Genomic DNA, 15459 nt, shown 5'->3' on the forward strand with positions numbered 1-15459 from the left:
GCGGAGGTGCAGCGTGTCGGACTTTTCCTTTGCCCAGTTCGTGATCGGGGTCGTGCTCGTCCTCGTGGTCAATGTCGACTTCATGTGGACCACGGTTTCCATGGGCGGGGCCGGCTTGATCGCGAACGGCGGCGCCCGCGCAAGCGGCCGCCTGCTGAGCCGCACGATGAAGGGAAAGCTGGTCCACGCGGTCGGGCCGCTTGTCCTGACGATCCTGTTCACCTGGTGGATCGGCGGCCTCTGGCTCGGCTGGACGCTGGTCTTCAATGCGGAGCCGGGCGCCGTGGTGGCGTCGCAGTCGGGCGAGGCGGCGGACGTCTGGGAGGTCGCCTACTTCGCCGGCTTCTCCCTGTCCACGCTGGGTGTCGGCGACTTCGTGGCGGCCAAGGACGGCTGGCGCCTCGTCGCCATCCTGGCGGCGCTCAACGGCCTTTCACTCATCACGCTGGGCATCACCTACATCGTCTCCATTCTGCAAACCCTGGTCCAGCAGCACGCCGTGGCGCGCGAGATCCAGACCTACGGGCGCACCGCCGACGAGCTTGTGCTTTGGGGTTGGACGGGCAGCGATTTCTCACGGCTCTCGCAGGCGTTGGGCAGCATGCCGCAGTCGCTGCTGTCCATGGAGGCCAAGGAGCACGCCTTCCCCATCGCCTGGGAATACCTGCCGGGCGACCGGCGCGCCGCCATCGGGTGTTCCGTGGCGCTGCTGGAGGATGCGTTGACGCTGATCGCCTGCACGCGGGGTGGCGACAGCTTGCTCGCGACGGACCTCCGGCCCGTCGACCGGGCTCTGGATCAGTACGTCCGCAACACCACCGGGCACCGCGCCACCGCGCCGCCGCTGAAGGGGCTTGAGGCCATGGAGGCTGCGGGCATTCCGCTGAAGGAGGCCGCCGCGCGCGAGGCCGCCATCCGGGAACGGGCGGAGCGCCGTGACCTTGCCGTGGCATTTGCGCTGAATCGCCACCAGTCGCCGGATTGACCGGTCTCCGACCCGCAACGCGCCCTACATTATGGGCGTCTAATGTTCTTCGAGACCCCGAAACCGGAGCAATGCCATGAGCTACACCTTCAGCACCACGCTCGACATGCCCTTCGACGCGGCGGTCACCACGGTGACCGAGGCCCTGAAGGAGGAAGGTTTCGGCGTTCTGACCGAGATCGACGTCAAGGACACCCTGAAAAAGAAGATCGACGCGGATTTCCGCCCCTACCGCATCCTCGGCGCCTGCAACCCGAAGATGGCCCACCAAGCCCTTCAGGCCGAACCGGAGATCGGCGTCATGCTGCCTTGCAACGTGGTCGTCCAGGAGGACGAGGGCGGCAGGACCCGTGTTTCCGCCGTCGATCCCGTCGCCTCCATGCAGGCGGTGGACAACCCCGCGCTGGGCGAGATCGCCGGGCAGGTGCGCGAGGCCCTGCGGCGGGTGGTCGAGGGGCTTGAGCGGACACCGGCGTGACGGTAACACGGCGCTGGCATCTGCCGACAAACTCCTGAAACCTCTTCGTGGTCTCCTGGCGGTATCGAACCCTCAAACCCCAGGAGGCCACCATGTGGCACGACCCCGCCTTCGACGCCATGCACGGAAACTGGCACTGGTTCTTCGGTTGGCACACGCTGTTCCTGTTGCTCGTCGTGTTTCTCGCCGCCTACGGGGCCTACAGCCTGGCGCGGGCGGTCGCCGAGCGCGGCACCGGCGAGGACCGACGGCACAGGGACGGGGACAAGGAAAAGAAGCCCCGATGATGATCGAGCTGACTTCGGAACTGACCTGCCCCCACTGCGGACACCGCGCGGTGGAGGAGATGCCGACGGACGCCTGCCAGTTCTTCTACGAGTGCGAGGGCTGCGGCCGTCTTCTGCGGCCGAAGCCGGGCGACTGCTGCGTCTTCTGCTCGTACGGGTCGGTGCCCTGTCCGCCGGCCCAGCAGGACAAATCCTGCCATTGAGCCCGCCCGCGTAAGTGCGCCGGCGGATGATCCGTAACATCCTGTCACACATTCCCCGGGGGCACCGACAAACTTCGGCAATGTTCGGCCTCTAAGGTCCGCCACAGGACCAATTCCAGAGGACCGGACGCCATGATTACGGAACTCGGCCACTTCGCGCTGGCGCTGGCCGCCATTCTGTCGGTGTTCCTCGCCGTTGTGCCGCTGTCGGGCGTCGTGGTCGGCAGCGGCCGTCTTGTTGCCATGGCGCCGCCGGCGGGCGTGGGCGTGCTGATCCTGGTGGGGACGGCCTTCGCCGCGCTGGTGAACGCCTATGTGACGTCGGATTTCTCGGTGCTGAACGTCGCCGAGAACTCCCACACCGCCAAGCCGCTGTTCTACAAGATGTCGGGCGTCTGGGGGAACCACGAGGGCTCCATGCTGCTTTGGGCCCTGGTGCTGGCCGTCTTCACCGGCGCCGTCGCCCTGACCGGGCGGGACGTGCCGCCGCGCTTCAAGGCGACGGTGCTGGGCATCCAGGGCATGGTGTCGACGGGCTTCCTGTTCTTCATCCTGCTGACGTCCAATCCGTTCACGCGCCTCGGCCGGCCGCCGCTGGAGGGCAACGGACTGAACCCGATCCTCCAGGATCCCGGCCTTGCTCTGCATCCACCGTTCCTCTACCTCGGCTATGTCGGCTTCTCGGTGGCCTTCTCCTTCGCCCTGGCCGGATTGGTGGAGCGCCGTATCGACCGCGACTGGGCCCGTTGGGTGCACCCCTGGGTGCTGCTCGCCTGGGCCTTCCTGACGGTGGGCATCGCGCTCGGCTCCTGGTGGGCCTACTACGAGCTGGGCTGGGGCGGCTGGTGGTTTTGGGATCCGGTGGAGAATGCCTCCTTCATGCCGTGGCTCACGGGGACGGCGCTGCTGCACGCGGTCGTCATCCTCGCCAAGCGGGATGCCCTGCGGTCGTGGACGGTCTTCCTGGCGATCGTCACCTTCAGCCTGAGCCTGCTGGGCACCTTCCTGGTGCGGTCCGGCGTGCTGACGAGCGTCCACGCCTTCGCCAGCAGCCCGTCACGGGGCCTGTTCATACTGGTCCTGCTGGCCTTGACCGTCGGCGGCTCGCTGCTGCTGTTCGGCCTGCGGGCACCAGGCCTGCGCACCGCCGCTGTCTTCGCCCCGGCCTCGCGGGAGGGCGGCGTCATCTTTGGCAACGCGCTCCTGGGCGCGGCCACCGGGACGGTGTTGGTAGGCACACTCTACCCGCTGTTCATCGATGTCCTGGGCCTGGGGAAAATCTCCGTCGGCGCGCCCTTCTTCAACATGGCGGTGCTGCCCATGCTGGGTGCGGTGGTCCTGCTGATGGCGGTCGTCCCGCTGCTGGCGTGGAAGCGCGGCGGCGGCAAGAGCCTCGCCCGCGATTTGCGTCCGGCGGCGGTCGTTACCGGTGTCGCGGCGGCGAGCGGCTGGGTGCTTGCTCCGGCCGGGGAGGGCGTCCTGGCCGCCATCGGCCTGGGCCTCGCCGGCTTCATCCTGGCCGCGACCCTGGCGCCGCTGGCCCGCCGCAAGCTGAAGTCGCTGACGGCCGGCGCCTGGGGCATGACGCTGGCGCACTCGGGCGTCGGCATCGTGGTCGCCGCCATCACCATCGCGTCGATCTGGCAGATCGAGACCGTCCGCGTCATGGCGCCGGGCGAGACGCTGCCCTTCGCCGGCCATAAGGTGACCATGTCGGGCCTGAGCGACGTCAGCGGCCCCGATTACACGGCGGTGCAGGGCGTTCTGGCGGTGGCGAAGGACGGTGCCGACCTCGGCACCCTGCGGCCGGAAAAGCGCACCTACGTCGCGCGCGGCCAGCCCACCACGGAAGCCGCCATCCGTTCGACCCTCGTCGGTGACCTCTATGCCGCCCTCGGCGATACCAGCGGCGAGGGGCGGGTGGTGCGCCTGTACTGGAAACCTTTCGTCAACGGCCTGTGGATCGGCTCGGCGCTCATGCTGCTGGGCGGTCTGATCGCGCTTGGCGACCGCCTGTCCAAGGCCACCGTCCGCCCTCGGAGGACCGCATGACACGTCCCGCTCTGAAACCGGCGCTACTGGCGCTCGCACTGGCCCTGTCGGCGCCGGGTCCGGCCTGGGCGGTGCTGCCCGACGAGCGCCTGGAGAACCCGGTGCTTGAGACCCGCGCCCGCGACATCAGCAAGAACCTGCGTTGTCTCGTCTGCCAGAACCAGTCCATCGACGACAGCGAGGCCGACCTCGCTCGTGACCTGCGCATCCTGGTGCGCGAGCGGCTGGTGGCGGGTGATTCCGACGACGAGGTGATCGCTTTCGTCGTCGATCGGTATGGCGATTACGTCCTGCTGACCCCGCCCGTGAAGGGCACGACCATCCTGCTGTGGGCCGCGCCCATCCTGTTGGCGGGCGCCGCCGGCGCCGGAGCCTGGGTCGCCGTGCGGTCGGCCGGGCGCAAGACCGAGGAGACCCCGTCATGATCCCGTTCTGGCTTCCGGCGGGGCTTCTCGCCGTCTTCGTCCTGGGCATGATCCTGCTGCCGTTGCGGCGTGGACCCTTTGACCGGGCGGCCATCGCTGGTGTCATCGCGGCCGTCGCAGTGCCGGTGGTTGCCATTGTCCTCTATGCCGGCATGGGCCAGCCCGGCCGCCCCGACCTGCCGCTCTCCGCCCGAGGGCCGGAGCTTGAGCAGGCCCGACAGGTGGCGAAAGTGCGCGCCGCTGTCGACAAGCTGGCCGCTGTCGCGGCGCAAAAGGAAACGGACCCGCGCGCGTGGAGCATGGTCGCCGACGGCTACTGGCGCCTCGGAGCCTATGCCGAGGCGGCAGAGGCCTTCGGCAAGGCACACGACCTGTCGCCGGATGATCCCACCATGGCGCTCGCCCATGCCGAGGCGCTGGTGCGGTCGGAGGACGGCCTTGTGACACCGCCCGCCGCTCGGCTGTTCAAAATCGTCCTTGCCTCCGATCCTGCCAACCCGAGGGCGCGGCTGTTCGACGGCCTTACGCATGCCCAGGCGGGGCACGCGGATGAGGCACTGTCGGTGTGGGAGGCCCTGGCGGAGGACACGGCCGCGGACGTGCCGTGGCGGGCGGCGTTGCTCGACAACATCGCCAGATTGCGGGCCGGGAAGGAGGCGGGGTGATGGAGCCGGCCAGCATCGGGCTCGGCGTCGTCTTTGTCGCTGGCGTCGTGTCGTTCCTGTCGCCCTGCGTGCTGCCGCTGGTGCCGGGTTACGTCTCCATGATGGCCGGACGCTCGGCAACGTCGGCGGGACCGGACGGAAGCGGCGGTGCCGGGCGGCTGGCGATGCTGGGGTACGGCCTCGCCTTCGTTGCCGGGTTTTCCATCGTGTTCATCGCGCTCGGCGCCAGCGCGACGGCACTCGGCCAGCTTCTGCGCGCCTACCGGTTCGAGGCGAACCTTCTCGCCGGTGGCCTTGTCGCCCTGTTCGGCGTGCACATGGCGGGGCTCCTGCGGCTGGGCTGGCTGATGCGTGAGTGGCGGGTGCCGGCAATGCCGTCCGGTGGCGGGCCGGCCGGCGCGGGGCTCATGGGCATGGCCTTCGGCTTCGGCTGGACGCCCTGCATCGGCCCCATCCTCGGCAGCATCCTGGCCGCCGGGGCCGTCGCTGCCGACGTGAAGACCGGCGTCACGCTCTTGTCCGTCTATGCGCTCGGCCTCGCCATCCCCTTCCTGCTGGTCGCCGTGTTCACCGATGCCCTGGTGGCGCGCCTGCGCCGGCTGCGGAAGGCCGGGGCGCTGCTGCACCGCACGGCGGGCATCATCCTCATCCTCGCCGGGATCGGCATGATGACCGGCACCATCAACCGCCTGGGCACATGGCTGCTCGTCACCTTCCCCGGCCTCGGCGATCTCGTCATCTGACCCTTCGGAGACCTTCCATGCGACGCACCGCCGCGCTGCTGACACTGCTGACCGTCCTTGCCCCCGTCCCGGCGGCCCTGGCCGAACCCGCTACCGACGACAAAGCGGAAATGGAGGCCGTCGTCCGCGACCTCCTGCGCCGCGAGCCGGAACTGGTCGTGGAGGCCCTGACGCTGTTCCAGGCAAAACAGAAGGCCGAGGCCGAGGTTGCCAAGCAACGCGTCCTGACGGAGCGGGCGGAAGAGATCTTCCGCAATCCGGACGATCCTGTCACCGGCAACCCTGACGGCGACGTGACGGTGGTGGAGTTCTTCGACTACCGCTGCCCGTACTGCAAACGGGTGGAGCCCATCGTCCAGGAGCTGCTGAAGGGCGACGGCAACATCCGCTACGTCTCCAAGGAGTTCCCGATCCTCGGCCCCGACTCGCTGTTCGCCGCGCGGGCGGCCCTGGCCTCGCGCGAGCAGGGCCTCTACCAGCCTTTCAGCGACCGGCTCATGGATCATGGCGGCGATTTCACCGAGGAGGCCGTCATGACCATCGCCCGCGAGGTGGGGCTGGACGTCGACCGGTTGCGTGGCGACATGGCCGCCCAGAGCGGGGAGATCGACCGCATCATCAGCCGCAACCGCGCGCTCGCCCAGGACCTCGGCATCACCGGCACGCCGGCCTTCGTGATCGGCGAACGCCTGATCCCCGGCGCCGTCGACCTGGCGACGCTGGAGAAGGCCGTCGCGGACGTCCGCGAGAAGACCGCCAAGAAGGGAGCCTCCAACTGATGCGCAAGCTGCTCGACAACCTGCCGGCGCTGGCCGTGGCTCTATTCCTTGTGGGCGGAGTGGCGGTGATCATCGGCAAGATGACGGACGGCGGCGGCTCCGAAGCCGTCGCCGCCGTCGAGATGCCGTCCTCGCTGACCGCCGCCGCCGCGCGCGGGCAGTTGAGCTTCGACGAGAACTGCGCCGCCTGTCATGGGGCGAATGGAGCCGGCACCGACCAGGGGCCGCCGCTGATCCACGACATCTACAACCCCGGCCACCACGCCGACGCGGCCTTCATCCGCGCGGCGGCGCAAGGGGTGCCGCGCCACCACTGGTCCTTCGGCGACATGCCGCCACAGCCGCAGGTCTCCGAGCGTGAGGTGAAGGACATCATCGCCTTCATCCGCGAGGTGCAGCAGGAGAACGGCATCACCTACCGGCCGCATCGCATGTAAGCAGGCGCCTGTCTGCCCAGCGACAACCAGGATGGCCGCTCTGCCGACAATTACGATGGCCGCAGGGGGTGACCGTAGGGCGGGCGTAGCCCGGCCGGAGGTCGCCCCCTGCGGTGCGCGGTCTTCATAGACCCCGCCGACGGCCGTGATGGGAGACACTGGCGGTTCTCAACGACCAAGAAGAGACCGCCGGTGCCTGGAACCCACATCACGGACCATCAGGTGAAACTCTACATGAAGCACCGAGGACAACACACGCAGCGAGTCGCGGCCGCGAAGGCCGGGTTCAGCGAGAGGACGGCCCGGCGGATCGACCGGGACCCGCGCCTTCCTTCCCAGAAACGGGATCATCGCCACTGGCGCACCCGCGAGGATCCGCTGGAGGACGTCTGGGAGACGGACATCCTGCCGATGCTGGAGGGCGCGCCCGGCCTGAAGGCGGTCACCATCTTCGAGGAGCTGGAGCGGCGCTATCCGGATCAGAATTGGCCGTCGCGCCGGCGGACCCTGGAGCGCCGGATTCGGGAATGGCGCGCGCTGAAGGGGCCGGAGAAGGAGGTCATCTTTCGCCAGGCCAACCCGCCCGGCCGGATGGCCTTGTCGGACTTCACCGATGCCGCCGAGCTGGCGGTGATCATCAACGGGGCGCCGCTCGCGCACCGGCTCTACCATTTCACCCTGGCCTACTCGGGCTGGGAGTACGCCGAGGTGGTGCTGGGCGGCGAGAGCTTCATCGCCTTGGCCGCCGGTCTCCAGAACGCCCTGTGGTCCCTCGGCGGTGTCCCGGCCGAACATCGCACCGACAGCCTGTCGGCTGCCTTCCGGAACCTCGACAAGGAGGCCGCCCGGGACATGACGGAGCGTCATCAAGGTCTCTGTGACCACTACGGCATGGTCGCGAGCCGCAACAACCGCGGCGTCGCCCACGAGAACGGCGCTATCGAGAGCCGGAACGGCCACCTCAAGAGGGCTCTCGACCAGGCCCTTCTGCTGCGCGGGAGCCGGGACTTCCCTGATCTGGAGGCCTACCGCCGCTTCGTCGCCGAGGTGGTGGGGCGGGCCAATGCCCGTCGCCGCGAGATGCTGGCCGTCGAGAAGCCGGTTCTCCGCAGCCTGCCGCCGCGCCGGACGATGGATTACGAAGAGGCCCGGGTGCTGGTGACCAGCGCCGGCGGCTTCGTCCTGCGCCGGGTCTTTTACACGGCGCCGTCGCAGTTCATCGGCCACCATCTCCGCCTGCGCATCCACGACGACCGGCTTGAAGGCTTCCTCGGCGGCACCCCCGTTCTGACCCTGCCACGCGGTCGCGCGCCCTCCGGCAACGGCCATGGCTACGTCGTCAACTACCGCCACGTCATCCACAGCTTGCGACGCAAGCCCCAGGCCTTCCAGAACCTGGTCTACCGGGACCACCTGTTCCCCCGGACCGAATACCGGCGGGCCTGGGATGCCATGATGGCCTCCATGGACCCGCGCGTCGCCTGCCGGACCATGGTCGGCCTACTGGCCCTGGCGCACGACGCCGGCTGCGAGGCGGATCTGGCACGGCGACTGGGCGAGGATCTCGACCACGGACGGCTTCCCGACCTGGCCCTTCTGCGGATGACCTTCCCGGTTAGCGGCGGCACGATCCCGAACGTGACGGTGGCGCTGCCGTCGGCATCGGATTACGACATCCTCGTCGCGGGAGCCGGCCGATGAGCATCTCGGTTGACATCGCCAAGCTGCCGCTGCTCCTCACCGAGTTGCGGCTGCCGACCATCAAGCAGTTCTGGGAGGAATTCGCCGAGCGCGCCGACATGGAAGGCTGGCCCGCCAGCCGTTTCCTGGCGACGCTGGCTGAACTCGAACTCGCGGAACGGGAGCGCCGGCGCATCCAGCGGCACCTCGTGGCGGCCAGGCTGCCTTCGGGCAAGACCCTCGACACCTTCGACTTCTCGGCGGTGCCGATGGTCAGCAAGGCCCACGTCATGGCGCTCGCTGCCGGCGACGGCTGGCTGGACCAGGGCAAGAACCTGCTGTTCTTCGGTCCGCCCGGCGGCGGGAAGACCCACCTCAGCGCCGCCCTCGGCCACACGCTCATCGACAACGGGTTCCGCGTCCTGTTCACCAGGACGACCGATCTCGTCCAGCGCCTCCAGACGGCCCGGCAGGACCTCGCCCTGGCGAGCGCCATCGACAAGCTGGACAAGTACGACCTGCTGATCCTCGACGACCTGTCCTACGTCGAAAAGAGCCAGGCCGAGACCAGCGTCCTGTTCGAGTTGATCGCCGCCCGCTACGAGCGACGGTCGCTCTTGATCACGGCCAACCAGCCGTTCGGCCAGTGGGACCGGATCTTTCCTGACAAGGCCATGACCATCGCCGCCATCGACAGGCTGGTCCACCACGCCACGATCTTCGAGTTGAACGTCGAGAGCTACCGGCGCCGAACCGCGGTCGGCAGGGACGCCGCACCATCCGCGACAACTACCGACGCGGATAATTGTCGCCCGGCGACAACTACATCGGAGACCGGCGACAATTAGACTTGCCGGCGCCGCTGCGCGGCGCCACCATCGTCATCCCATCACGGCGACCGGCCATCGTAGTTGACGCCCACCGGCCTTCCTAATTGTCGCGCTACACGCCTGTCACAGAAAAGTAAGAAACTATCCCAAATAAAGAAAGAGAAACAGAGAGGCAGCGCGCTCGCAGTAGCGCGTGACGCCGGCCTGTAACCCAGCTCAAACTGATGCTGAATGTCACTCTCAAGTAGGGGCAAGTTCATCCCGGATATCATCGGAAAAAATATGCAAAAGCAGAGGGTTATCTGATGTCGTGATTCAGGGGCGCCTTCACCCGCACGGGGTGATGATGGCGGCCGCTCACGATTTTCCGCTGGTGCCGCACGCTGCCGCACGATGCCGCTCGCTGCATGGTCGCGCCGTCACGACGGCCATGCACCGGAAGGCGGCTCTCCGCGCCTGCAACACCATGCCCGGAGAAGGAAAACATGTCTGCCGTATCCGCTACGGTCTTTACTTTCTAAGTCGCCATAGAAGGTTACGTGAAGACCAAAAGGAGCCTTCACGTGATCAAGTCAGCTGAAGATTTTCTCACAATAGCAGAAGTCGCCGAACGCTGTCGGGTGGGCGAGCGGACGGTACGGTATTGGATAGCGCAACCGAACGGTTTGCGGGCAATCCGTATCGGCCGGCTCGTGCGGATCCGCCAGTCGGACCTCCACCTCTTCTTGCGGCAGCGCTCGAGATGACCGGGTGCATCCCGCGGTCTCCACAGCCGATGAGCGCCCGCGCGGGCGGGGCAGATGCCCCGCGCGGGCGCTCGAGAGACCGGAGATCCCCCCCATGACCGAGATGTTTCGAGATTATCCCACGCTGGCCGACATCTACCGCACGGCCGAACAAGATGAAACACTGGCGCCCGACGTCCGCCGCCGGGTCCTGAGCGACATCCGGACGTTCTGCCGCTGGGTCGACGTGCCGATGGAGGCTGTGCGTTGCCACGGAGGCTGGTTCCGCAACGCCACGAAAACCCTGCACCACGCCCGCCTCGGTGTGACACGGGGGCGGTTCAACAACGTCATGAGCACCGTCCGCTGGGCGGTGCGGCGCGGCTGCGGACGGGCCGAACATGGTGTTGAACCGACGGCGATCCCGGAGCGCTGGAAAGCGGCGATTGCGATGGTCGACGGCACCTGGATGAAAGGGCGGGTGGCGCAGCTCGCTCGGTTTTGCGCCGACGCCGCAATCGATCCCAATGACGTCGACGCCTCGACGTTCGAAGCACTGGCGGCCGCCAAGGCGCGGTGCGACCGGCGCGTTTCCGCGGATCCGGAGACGGCGGTCAAGAAGATCCGCGACGCATGGAACCGCGCGGCCGCTGCCGTACCGGCGTGGCCTTATCCCCCTGTTGCCAAGCCGATACCGGCCCGGCGGGTCTGCGTGCCGCTGTCGCCGACGATTGCTGCTGAGTGGGCGCGGTTCGAAAAAGAAGAGATGAACCGGCGCAAGTGCAGACGATCGAGCCGGGATAAACTCCGGAGCCGTTATCTTCTCGATCAACCGAGCCCATCGGCTCCGAAAGCTGTTGACGACCTTCAGCCCCTTCGAGCTTCGACCCTGAACAAACTGAAAGAAGCCGTACAGCAAGCGTTCACCGCGCTCACCAAGGTTGACCCCTGTGATGCCGAGCATGTCAGCTTGCCAGCGATCGCCTCGCCCTACGGGGCAGATATCCTCCTGGAATGGCTGGCATCCCGCGGTATCGCTCCCAGCGAGCGCCAGATAACCTTCTGTAAAAGCTTGAAAAGCATCAGAAGGCGGTTGGGTCTGCTTACCGGTGCTGACGAGGAAGAGTTTTCCGAGATCATCGCCGACTTCAAGGAGGCGACCGGCGTCCAGACCGGATGCATGACCGCGGCAAACCGGCGCCGCTTGGCGCAGTTCAATGACAAACACGTGCTCCAGTCCTTCATCCTGTGGCCGTACCGGCAGTTCGAGGATCTCGAGCGCGCCCGCAGGGCGGGGCGTCCTGTCACCGAGGCGAAGGCGCGGCTTGCCGAAGTCGCTGTTGCACACCTCATCCTGTGCACCCTGCCTGTCCGGTCCCAGAACCTGAAGACGATCGACCTCAAGCGACACATCATCATGCCGGTCAAGCGAAACGGCCCCGGCGTATTGTACTTCGAGGGACACGAAGTCAAGAACAAGCGGTCAATCATGGCGGAGCTCAGCCCGGAGAAGATGGCTCTCCTCAAGATTTTCCTTCGCCATTACCGCCCAGTGCTCGTCAAGGACAAGGGGAACTCCTTTCTGTTTGGTGGCCGCACAAATACGGCTCCGCTGGTCAGCCTGTCACGGCGACTTCCCCGGACCATCAGGCGTCTCCTCGGCCTTGAGGTGACGACACACTTCTATCGGCACCTGATGTCCACCATCCTGCTCCGCAGCAATCCCGGAGGACATCGGACTGTACAAGGGCTCCTCGGGCACCGCCACGGAAGTGAAAGCACCGAATACTATGCCGAGTTTGAGGTAGAATACGCTGCCCAGGAACTTCAAAACGCTCTTAGCGACTTTGACCAAGCGGATGATGTGAAGCGCAGGAGGAGGCGATGAAAGCCAGAGAAACAAGTCCCATACGCCGGGCATTTGCGGCCTGGCCTCCGGAACTGCAAGATCGTTGGCGCGAGAGCGAGCGGGCGCAGAACTTCAGCCGTCAGACGCGGGAGCGATATCTCCGGGCGGCGGAGTTGCTCCTCAGCATGACGCTATCGCCTCCCTCTGCCGATGACTGGCAGGAGTTTTCCGCTTGGCTCGCCGCCCGTTATGCGTCGTCTACCGTCAGGACGTACATGGTCGACGCGAGCTACGCCGTCAGGATTCTCTGGCCGGACGAGGAGTGGGCGTGGCTTGTCGACCAGCTTCGGGCGCGCAAGCGAAAGGCTGCTCCAAAGCCCGCCCAGAAGCCGGTTCCGGTGGATTGGCCTGCGGAATGGAACGCCGCTTGGCAGCTTGCACACCTTAAACCCGACCGCGATGCGCGGCGCCAGCGACTGCGCACCATTTATCGTGGCGGCGGGGGCGGTACAACTTCCGTGACGGCCGGTAGCCAGCGCAAAGAGGATCGCAGGCTGGAGCCCCGTAAGTGGAGCTCCGACTTTCGCGCGCGGATCGTCCGAGGAGCGAATGCCTACCTCAAGTTTCTCAGGGACGAGAAGCGTCCACTTGAGGTCACTCGAGCCAACGTTGACGCCTACATCGGCAGCCTCGAATCCCGCGGGCTCAGTGACCACACCATCGCGATGTACACCGATGAGATTGCCCTTCTCATGAGGGTCGTCATCGCTCCGCAGGAAGACTGGGCATGGCTTCAGGGCTTTGCAAAAGCACTGAAGGTCGCGGCGAAGGCGCGTCGCAACAAAGCAGAACGAATCGTTTCCGTTCCGGATCTGATATCGCTCGCTGAAGAGACGATGGCGGAGGCGCGCGGTGGTATCGGCGGCGCAAGGGACGCCATCCGGTTCCGGGATGGACTGTTGATCGGATACCTCGCCTTCATGGGCAATCGCCTCCGGAACATCAGTGATATGTACTTGGGAAAGACTGTGGAAACGCAGGACGAGACCGTAAGGGTCACTTTCGCGACCACGAAGAACGGCAGCCGCTGGTCGGCGGCATGGCCTGCCAAGTTCGAGCGTGCTTTCTGGGAGTATGTGAACATCTATCGCCCGCTGCTGGGGCCGCGCGATGACGCCCTGTGGACGGCCCGCGACGGCTTCGGCATGACCCGGGCCGCGATCAGTCAGAGAGTCGGTGACATCACCCTTGCCCGATTGGGGCGGCGCGTCTCGCCGCACCTTTTCCGTGACTGCATTGCTACGCAGGCGCAAAGGATCAGTCCCGAAGCGGTCCGCCCGGCGGCAAAGGTCCTCGGACACAGTGAGCGGGTCCTGGACGAGCACTACGGCCATGCAGAGACCGTGGCGGCATCAAAAGCACTCGCCAAGGTCGTCGACACCATGATCCCCATGCAGTTGTCCAGGCGGTCGCGATAGGGCGCCTGCGGAGCTTTCCCGCTCGGTTTTCAACTCTTGTGGCCGATCTGCCGCCCGTGCCGGTGCGGCGGCAGATCGGCTGCTGCCCGAACCGAGGATGACTGCAATGCAGCGTGCTATCAAGACGACGACAGTGCGCACTGTCGACCTGCCCCTCGAGGCGATCACCTGCGGGCCGTGGCGCCCGCTCAACAGCGTCGATCTGCAACTGGTCGCGCGGCGAACGGTCTGGACGCTCTGCGCAACGCCACAGGGCATGCCTGTGCCGTTCCGCGTGTTCGAGGCCATCCGGCACATCATCGCCGGAACCGTCGCCGAGCGGCGCGGGCTGAAGCACCCGCGGTACTGGAGCCAGATGATGCCTCCGACTGACGGCGCCGATCCAGACGACTTTCCGGTCGACCCACTGGGCGTTGCGGTGTGGCCATGGCGAGAGCAACTCCGGAACGAGGGCTGGGACGCGGCCGTTGTCGAGGGTCCGACACCAGTCGGGCCCTCGTTGGTGATCGGGTTTTCGCCGAAGCAGGCAAGCGCCGTCTGTTGACGTTCTACCGACGATCACTCCAGCCGCGGCCGGCTAAGGAACGAAGTTGGCGTTGGCGAACAGTTTGCACTTCTGGCCGCCTTTTGCGGCCAGAAGTGTTCAAGCAGATCTGGCTCGCGAGTCATGCAGCCATTCACAGCAAAGGATGTAGGTTCATGTTTACGGTAACGATCCCGCTCGGCGATAAATGCCGGCTTGATGTCGGGGCAATTTCGGTGGCTCCCAGCATTTCCCTCGCGACGGTCCAGGCATGGCGTCTGCACCGAAGCCGTGCAGATTTCAAATCCCGCGACGGCTCTGAAGTTAATCAACGCTAAGGAGGTCGCTGGCTTTGCTGGCTTCGTCGACGGCACAGCATGACGATCTGCGCCGATATCCATCAGCGACAGCGAGAACGGCCTGATGAGCAGTTGAACATGCCGGCGTCGCGGCGGAGGTCGGCGGAACGTTGTTCGACGTCGAACAATGGGTCTACTAGCACGTTCGCTGCAACTTGCTGCGCCGGGCCCGATCTCAAGCCAGCAGACGTAACTTTCTAATTTCGAACTGGAACTATGGACCCGACAGGTTGCATGATGCTGCGCGGATTGATGCGCTCGCAACGGGAGAGGTTCATGGTGCTGCCACCGCTGTATGACGTGTGCGTGCCGAGACGGGATGTGCTTGAAGGCACAGTGACTGAAGCGGAGTTTGCTGCCGACCTTGCCGCGGTTCTCCGTGGCTCGGCGCCCAAGGAGTACACGGATCCTGCCGAGTTCTTTGCTCGGACACACCCTACAGGTTGAAGACTCTTTTGAAGAGCGTGTGCTCGCGGCTGGCCGGCGGCACCGGCAGCATCGCGCCGATCTTCCGTCTCGACACCAACTACGGTGGCGGCAAGACACATGCTCTTATCGCGCTTTCCCACGCTGCGCGGGGCATGCAGGGTGTCGCTAATGCGTCTGAATTCCTTGATTCAGCCTTGATCCCGTCCCCGTCCACCCGCGTCGCCGCCTTTGACGGAGAGAACGCCGACCCGTTCAACGGCCGCCAAGTGGCGGACGGCATCCGGGTATTCACGCCATGGGGCGATCTCGCGTATGCGCTGGCAGGACGCGAGGGCTACGAGAGAGTTCGAAAGAGCGATGAGGCTGGAGCTGCCCCTGGCGCCGAAACCCTGCGGGAACTGTTTGGCGGCGAGCCGGCGCTCATCCTGTTGGATGAACTGTCGATCTATCTTCGCAAGGTGCAGCAGAAAGGTCTTCCTGGCAGCGCGGGACGTAAGCGTCTTCCAGCGGCTGCGGCGGCCGCCTGTTGACG

At 66.2% G+C, this 15459-nt stretch carries 17 protein-coding genes; all 17 read left to right on the top strand.

Going from position 1 to position 15459, the window contains the following annotated elements; translation table 11 throughout:
- Nucleotides 1–13 precede the first annotated feature (13 nt).
- The 17 genes from LG334_RS06290 (at nt 14) to LG334_RS06370 (ending at nt 15457) form a co-directional block, all read left to right on the top strand.
- Nucleotides 14–985 (top strand): ion channel, encoded by a 972-nt coding sequence (locus tag LG334_RS06290; RefSeq protein ID WP_404384370.1) that lies wholly within the window; start codon nt 14–16, stop codon nt 983–985.
- Nucleotides 986–1061: 76 nt separating this feature from the next.
- On the top strand, nt 1062–1463 hold the full coding sequence (locus LG334_RS06295; RefSeq protein ID WP_404384372.1) for a DUF302 domain-containing protein: 402 nt from the start codon (nt 1062–1064) through the stop codon (nt 1461–1463).
- Nucleotides 1464–1555: 92 nt separating this feature from the next.
- Nucleotides 1556–1750, top strand: coding sequence for a hypothetical protein (locus LG334_RS06300; RefSeq protein ID WP_404384374.1), 195 nt, complete (start codon nt 1556–1558; stop codon nt 1748–1750).
- Nucleotides 1747–1953: a GDCCVxC domain-containing (seleno)protein gene (locus tag LG334_RS06305; protein WP_404384376.1), complete on the top strand. Its 207-nt coding sequence runs from the start codon at nt 1747–1749 to the stop codon at nt 1951–1953. The genes LG334_RS06300 and LG334_RS06305 overlap by 4 nt, the downstream gene beginning before the upstream one ends.
- A 132-nt stretch (nt 1954–2085) precedes the next feature.
- Nucleotides 2086–4005 carry a heme lyase CcmF/NrfE family subunit gene (locus LG334_RS06310; RefSeq protein ID WP_404381676.1) on the top strand — a complete coding sequence of 640 codons (1920 nt, stop codon included), beginning with the start codon at nt 2086–2088 and terminating at the stop codon, nt 4003–4005.
- The gene (locus LG334_RS06315; RefSeq protein ID WP_404381678.1) at nt 4002–4430 is read left to right on the top strand and encodes a cytochrome c-type biogenesis protein; all 429 of its coding nucleotides are present in this window, start codon (nt 4002–4004) and stop codon (nt 4428–4430) included. The genes LG334_RS06310 and LG334_RS06315 overlap by 4 nt, the downstream gene beginning before the upstream one ends.
- The gene (locus LG334_RS06320; protein ID WP_404381680.1) at nt 4427–5095 is read left to right on the top strand and encodes a tetratricopeptide repeat protein; all 669 of its coding nucleotides are present in this window, start codon (nt 4427–4429) and stop codon (nt 5093–5095) included. The genes LG334_RS06315 and LG334_RS06320 overlap by 4 nt, the downstream gene beginning before the upstream one ends.
- Entirely contained in the window at nt 5095–5838 is a 744-nt protein-coding gene (locus LG334_RS06325) for a cytochrome c biogenesis CcdA family protein (RefSeq protein WP_404381682.1), read from the top strand. The genes LG334_RS06320 and LG334_RS06325 overlap by 1 nt, the downstream gene beginning before the upstream one ends.
- 17 nt (nt 5839–5855) lie before the next feature.
- Entirely contained in the window at nt 5856–6617 is a 762-nt protein-coding gene (locus LG334_RS06330; RefSeq protein ID WP_404384378.1) for a DsbA family protein, read from the top strand.
- Nucleotides 6617–7054, top strand: a complete 438-nt coding sequence (locus tag LG334_RS06335) for a c-type cytochrome (protein WP_404384380.1) — start codon at nt 6617–6619, stop codon at nt 7052–7054. Before LG334_RS06330 ends, LG334_RS06335 begins: the two co-directional genes overlap by 1 nt.
- Before the next feature lie 234 nt (nt 7055–7288).
- Nucleotides 7289–8755 carry an IS21 family transposase gene (gene istA, locus LG334_RS06340; RefSeq protein WP_404379163.1) on the top strand — a complete coding sequence of 489 codons (1467 nt, stop codon included), beginning with the start codon at nt 7289–7291 and terminating at the stop codon, nt 8753–8755.
- The gene (istB, locus tag LG334_RS06345; protein WP_404379162.1) at nt 8752–9582 is read left to right on the top strand and encodes an IS21-like element helper ATPase IstB; all 831 of its coding nucleotides are present in this window, start codon (nt 8752–8754) and stop codon (nt 9580–9582) included. Before istA ends, istB begins: the two co-directional genes overlap by 4 nt.
- Nucleotides 9583–10127: 545 nt before the next feature.
- Entirely contained in the window at nt 10128–10310 is a 183-nt protein-coding gene (locus LG334_RS06350; protein ID WP_404384382.1) for a helix-turn-helix domain-containing protein, read from the top strand.
- Between the two features lie 94 nt (nt 10311–10404).
- A complete protein-coding gene (locus tag LG334_RS06355) occupies nt 10405–12177 on the top strand; it encodes a tyrosine-type recombinase/integrase (RefSeq protein WP_404384384.1) in 1773 nt (590 codons plus the stop codon).
- The gene (locus tag LG334_RS06360; RefSeq protein WP_404384386.1) at nt 12174–13616 is read left to right on the top strand and encodes a hypothetical protein; all 1443 of its coding nucleotides are present in this window, start codon (nt 12174–12176) and stop codon (nt 13614–13616) included. The genes LG334_RS06355 and LG334_RS06360 overlap by 4 nt, the downstream gene beginning before the upstream one ends.
- 106 nt (nt 13617–13722) lie before the next feature.
- Nucleotides 13723–14160: a hypothetical protein gene (locus LG334_RS06365; RefSeq protein ID WP_404384388.1), complete on the top strand. Its 438-nt coding sequence runs from the start codon at nt 13723–13725 to the stop codon at nt 14158–14160.
- Between the two features lie 781 nt (nt 14161–14941).
- Nucleotides 14942–15457 carry a DUF499 domain-containing protein gene (locus LG334_RS06370; RefSeq protein WP_404384390.1) on the top strand — a complete coding sequence of 172 codons (516 nt, stop codon included), beginning with the start codon at nt 14942–14944 and terminating at the stop codon, nt 15455–15457.
- Nucleotides 15458–15459: the final 2 nt, after the last annotated feature.

Source organism: Caenispirillum salinarum (genome assembly GCF_044803115.1).
GTDB classification, from domain to species: domain Bacteria; phylum Pseudomonadota; class Alphaproteobacteria; order Rhodospirillales; family Rhodospirillaceae; genus Caenispirillum; species Caenispirillum salinarum_A.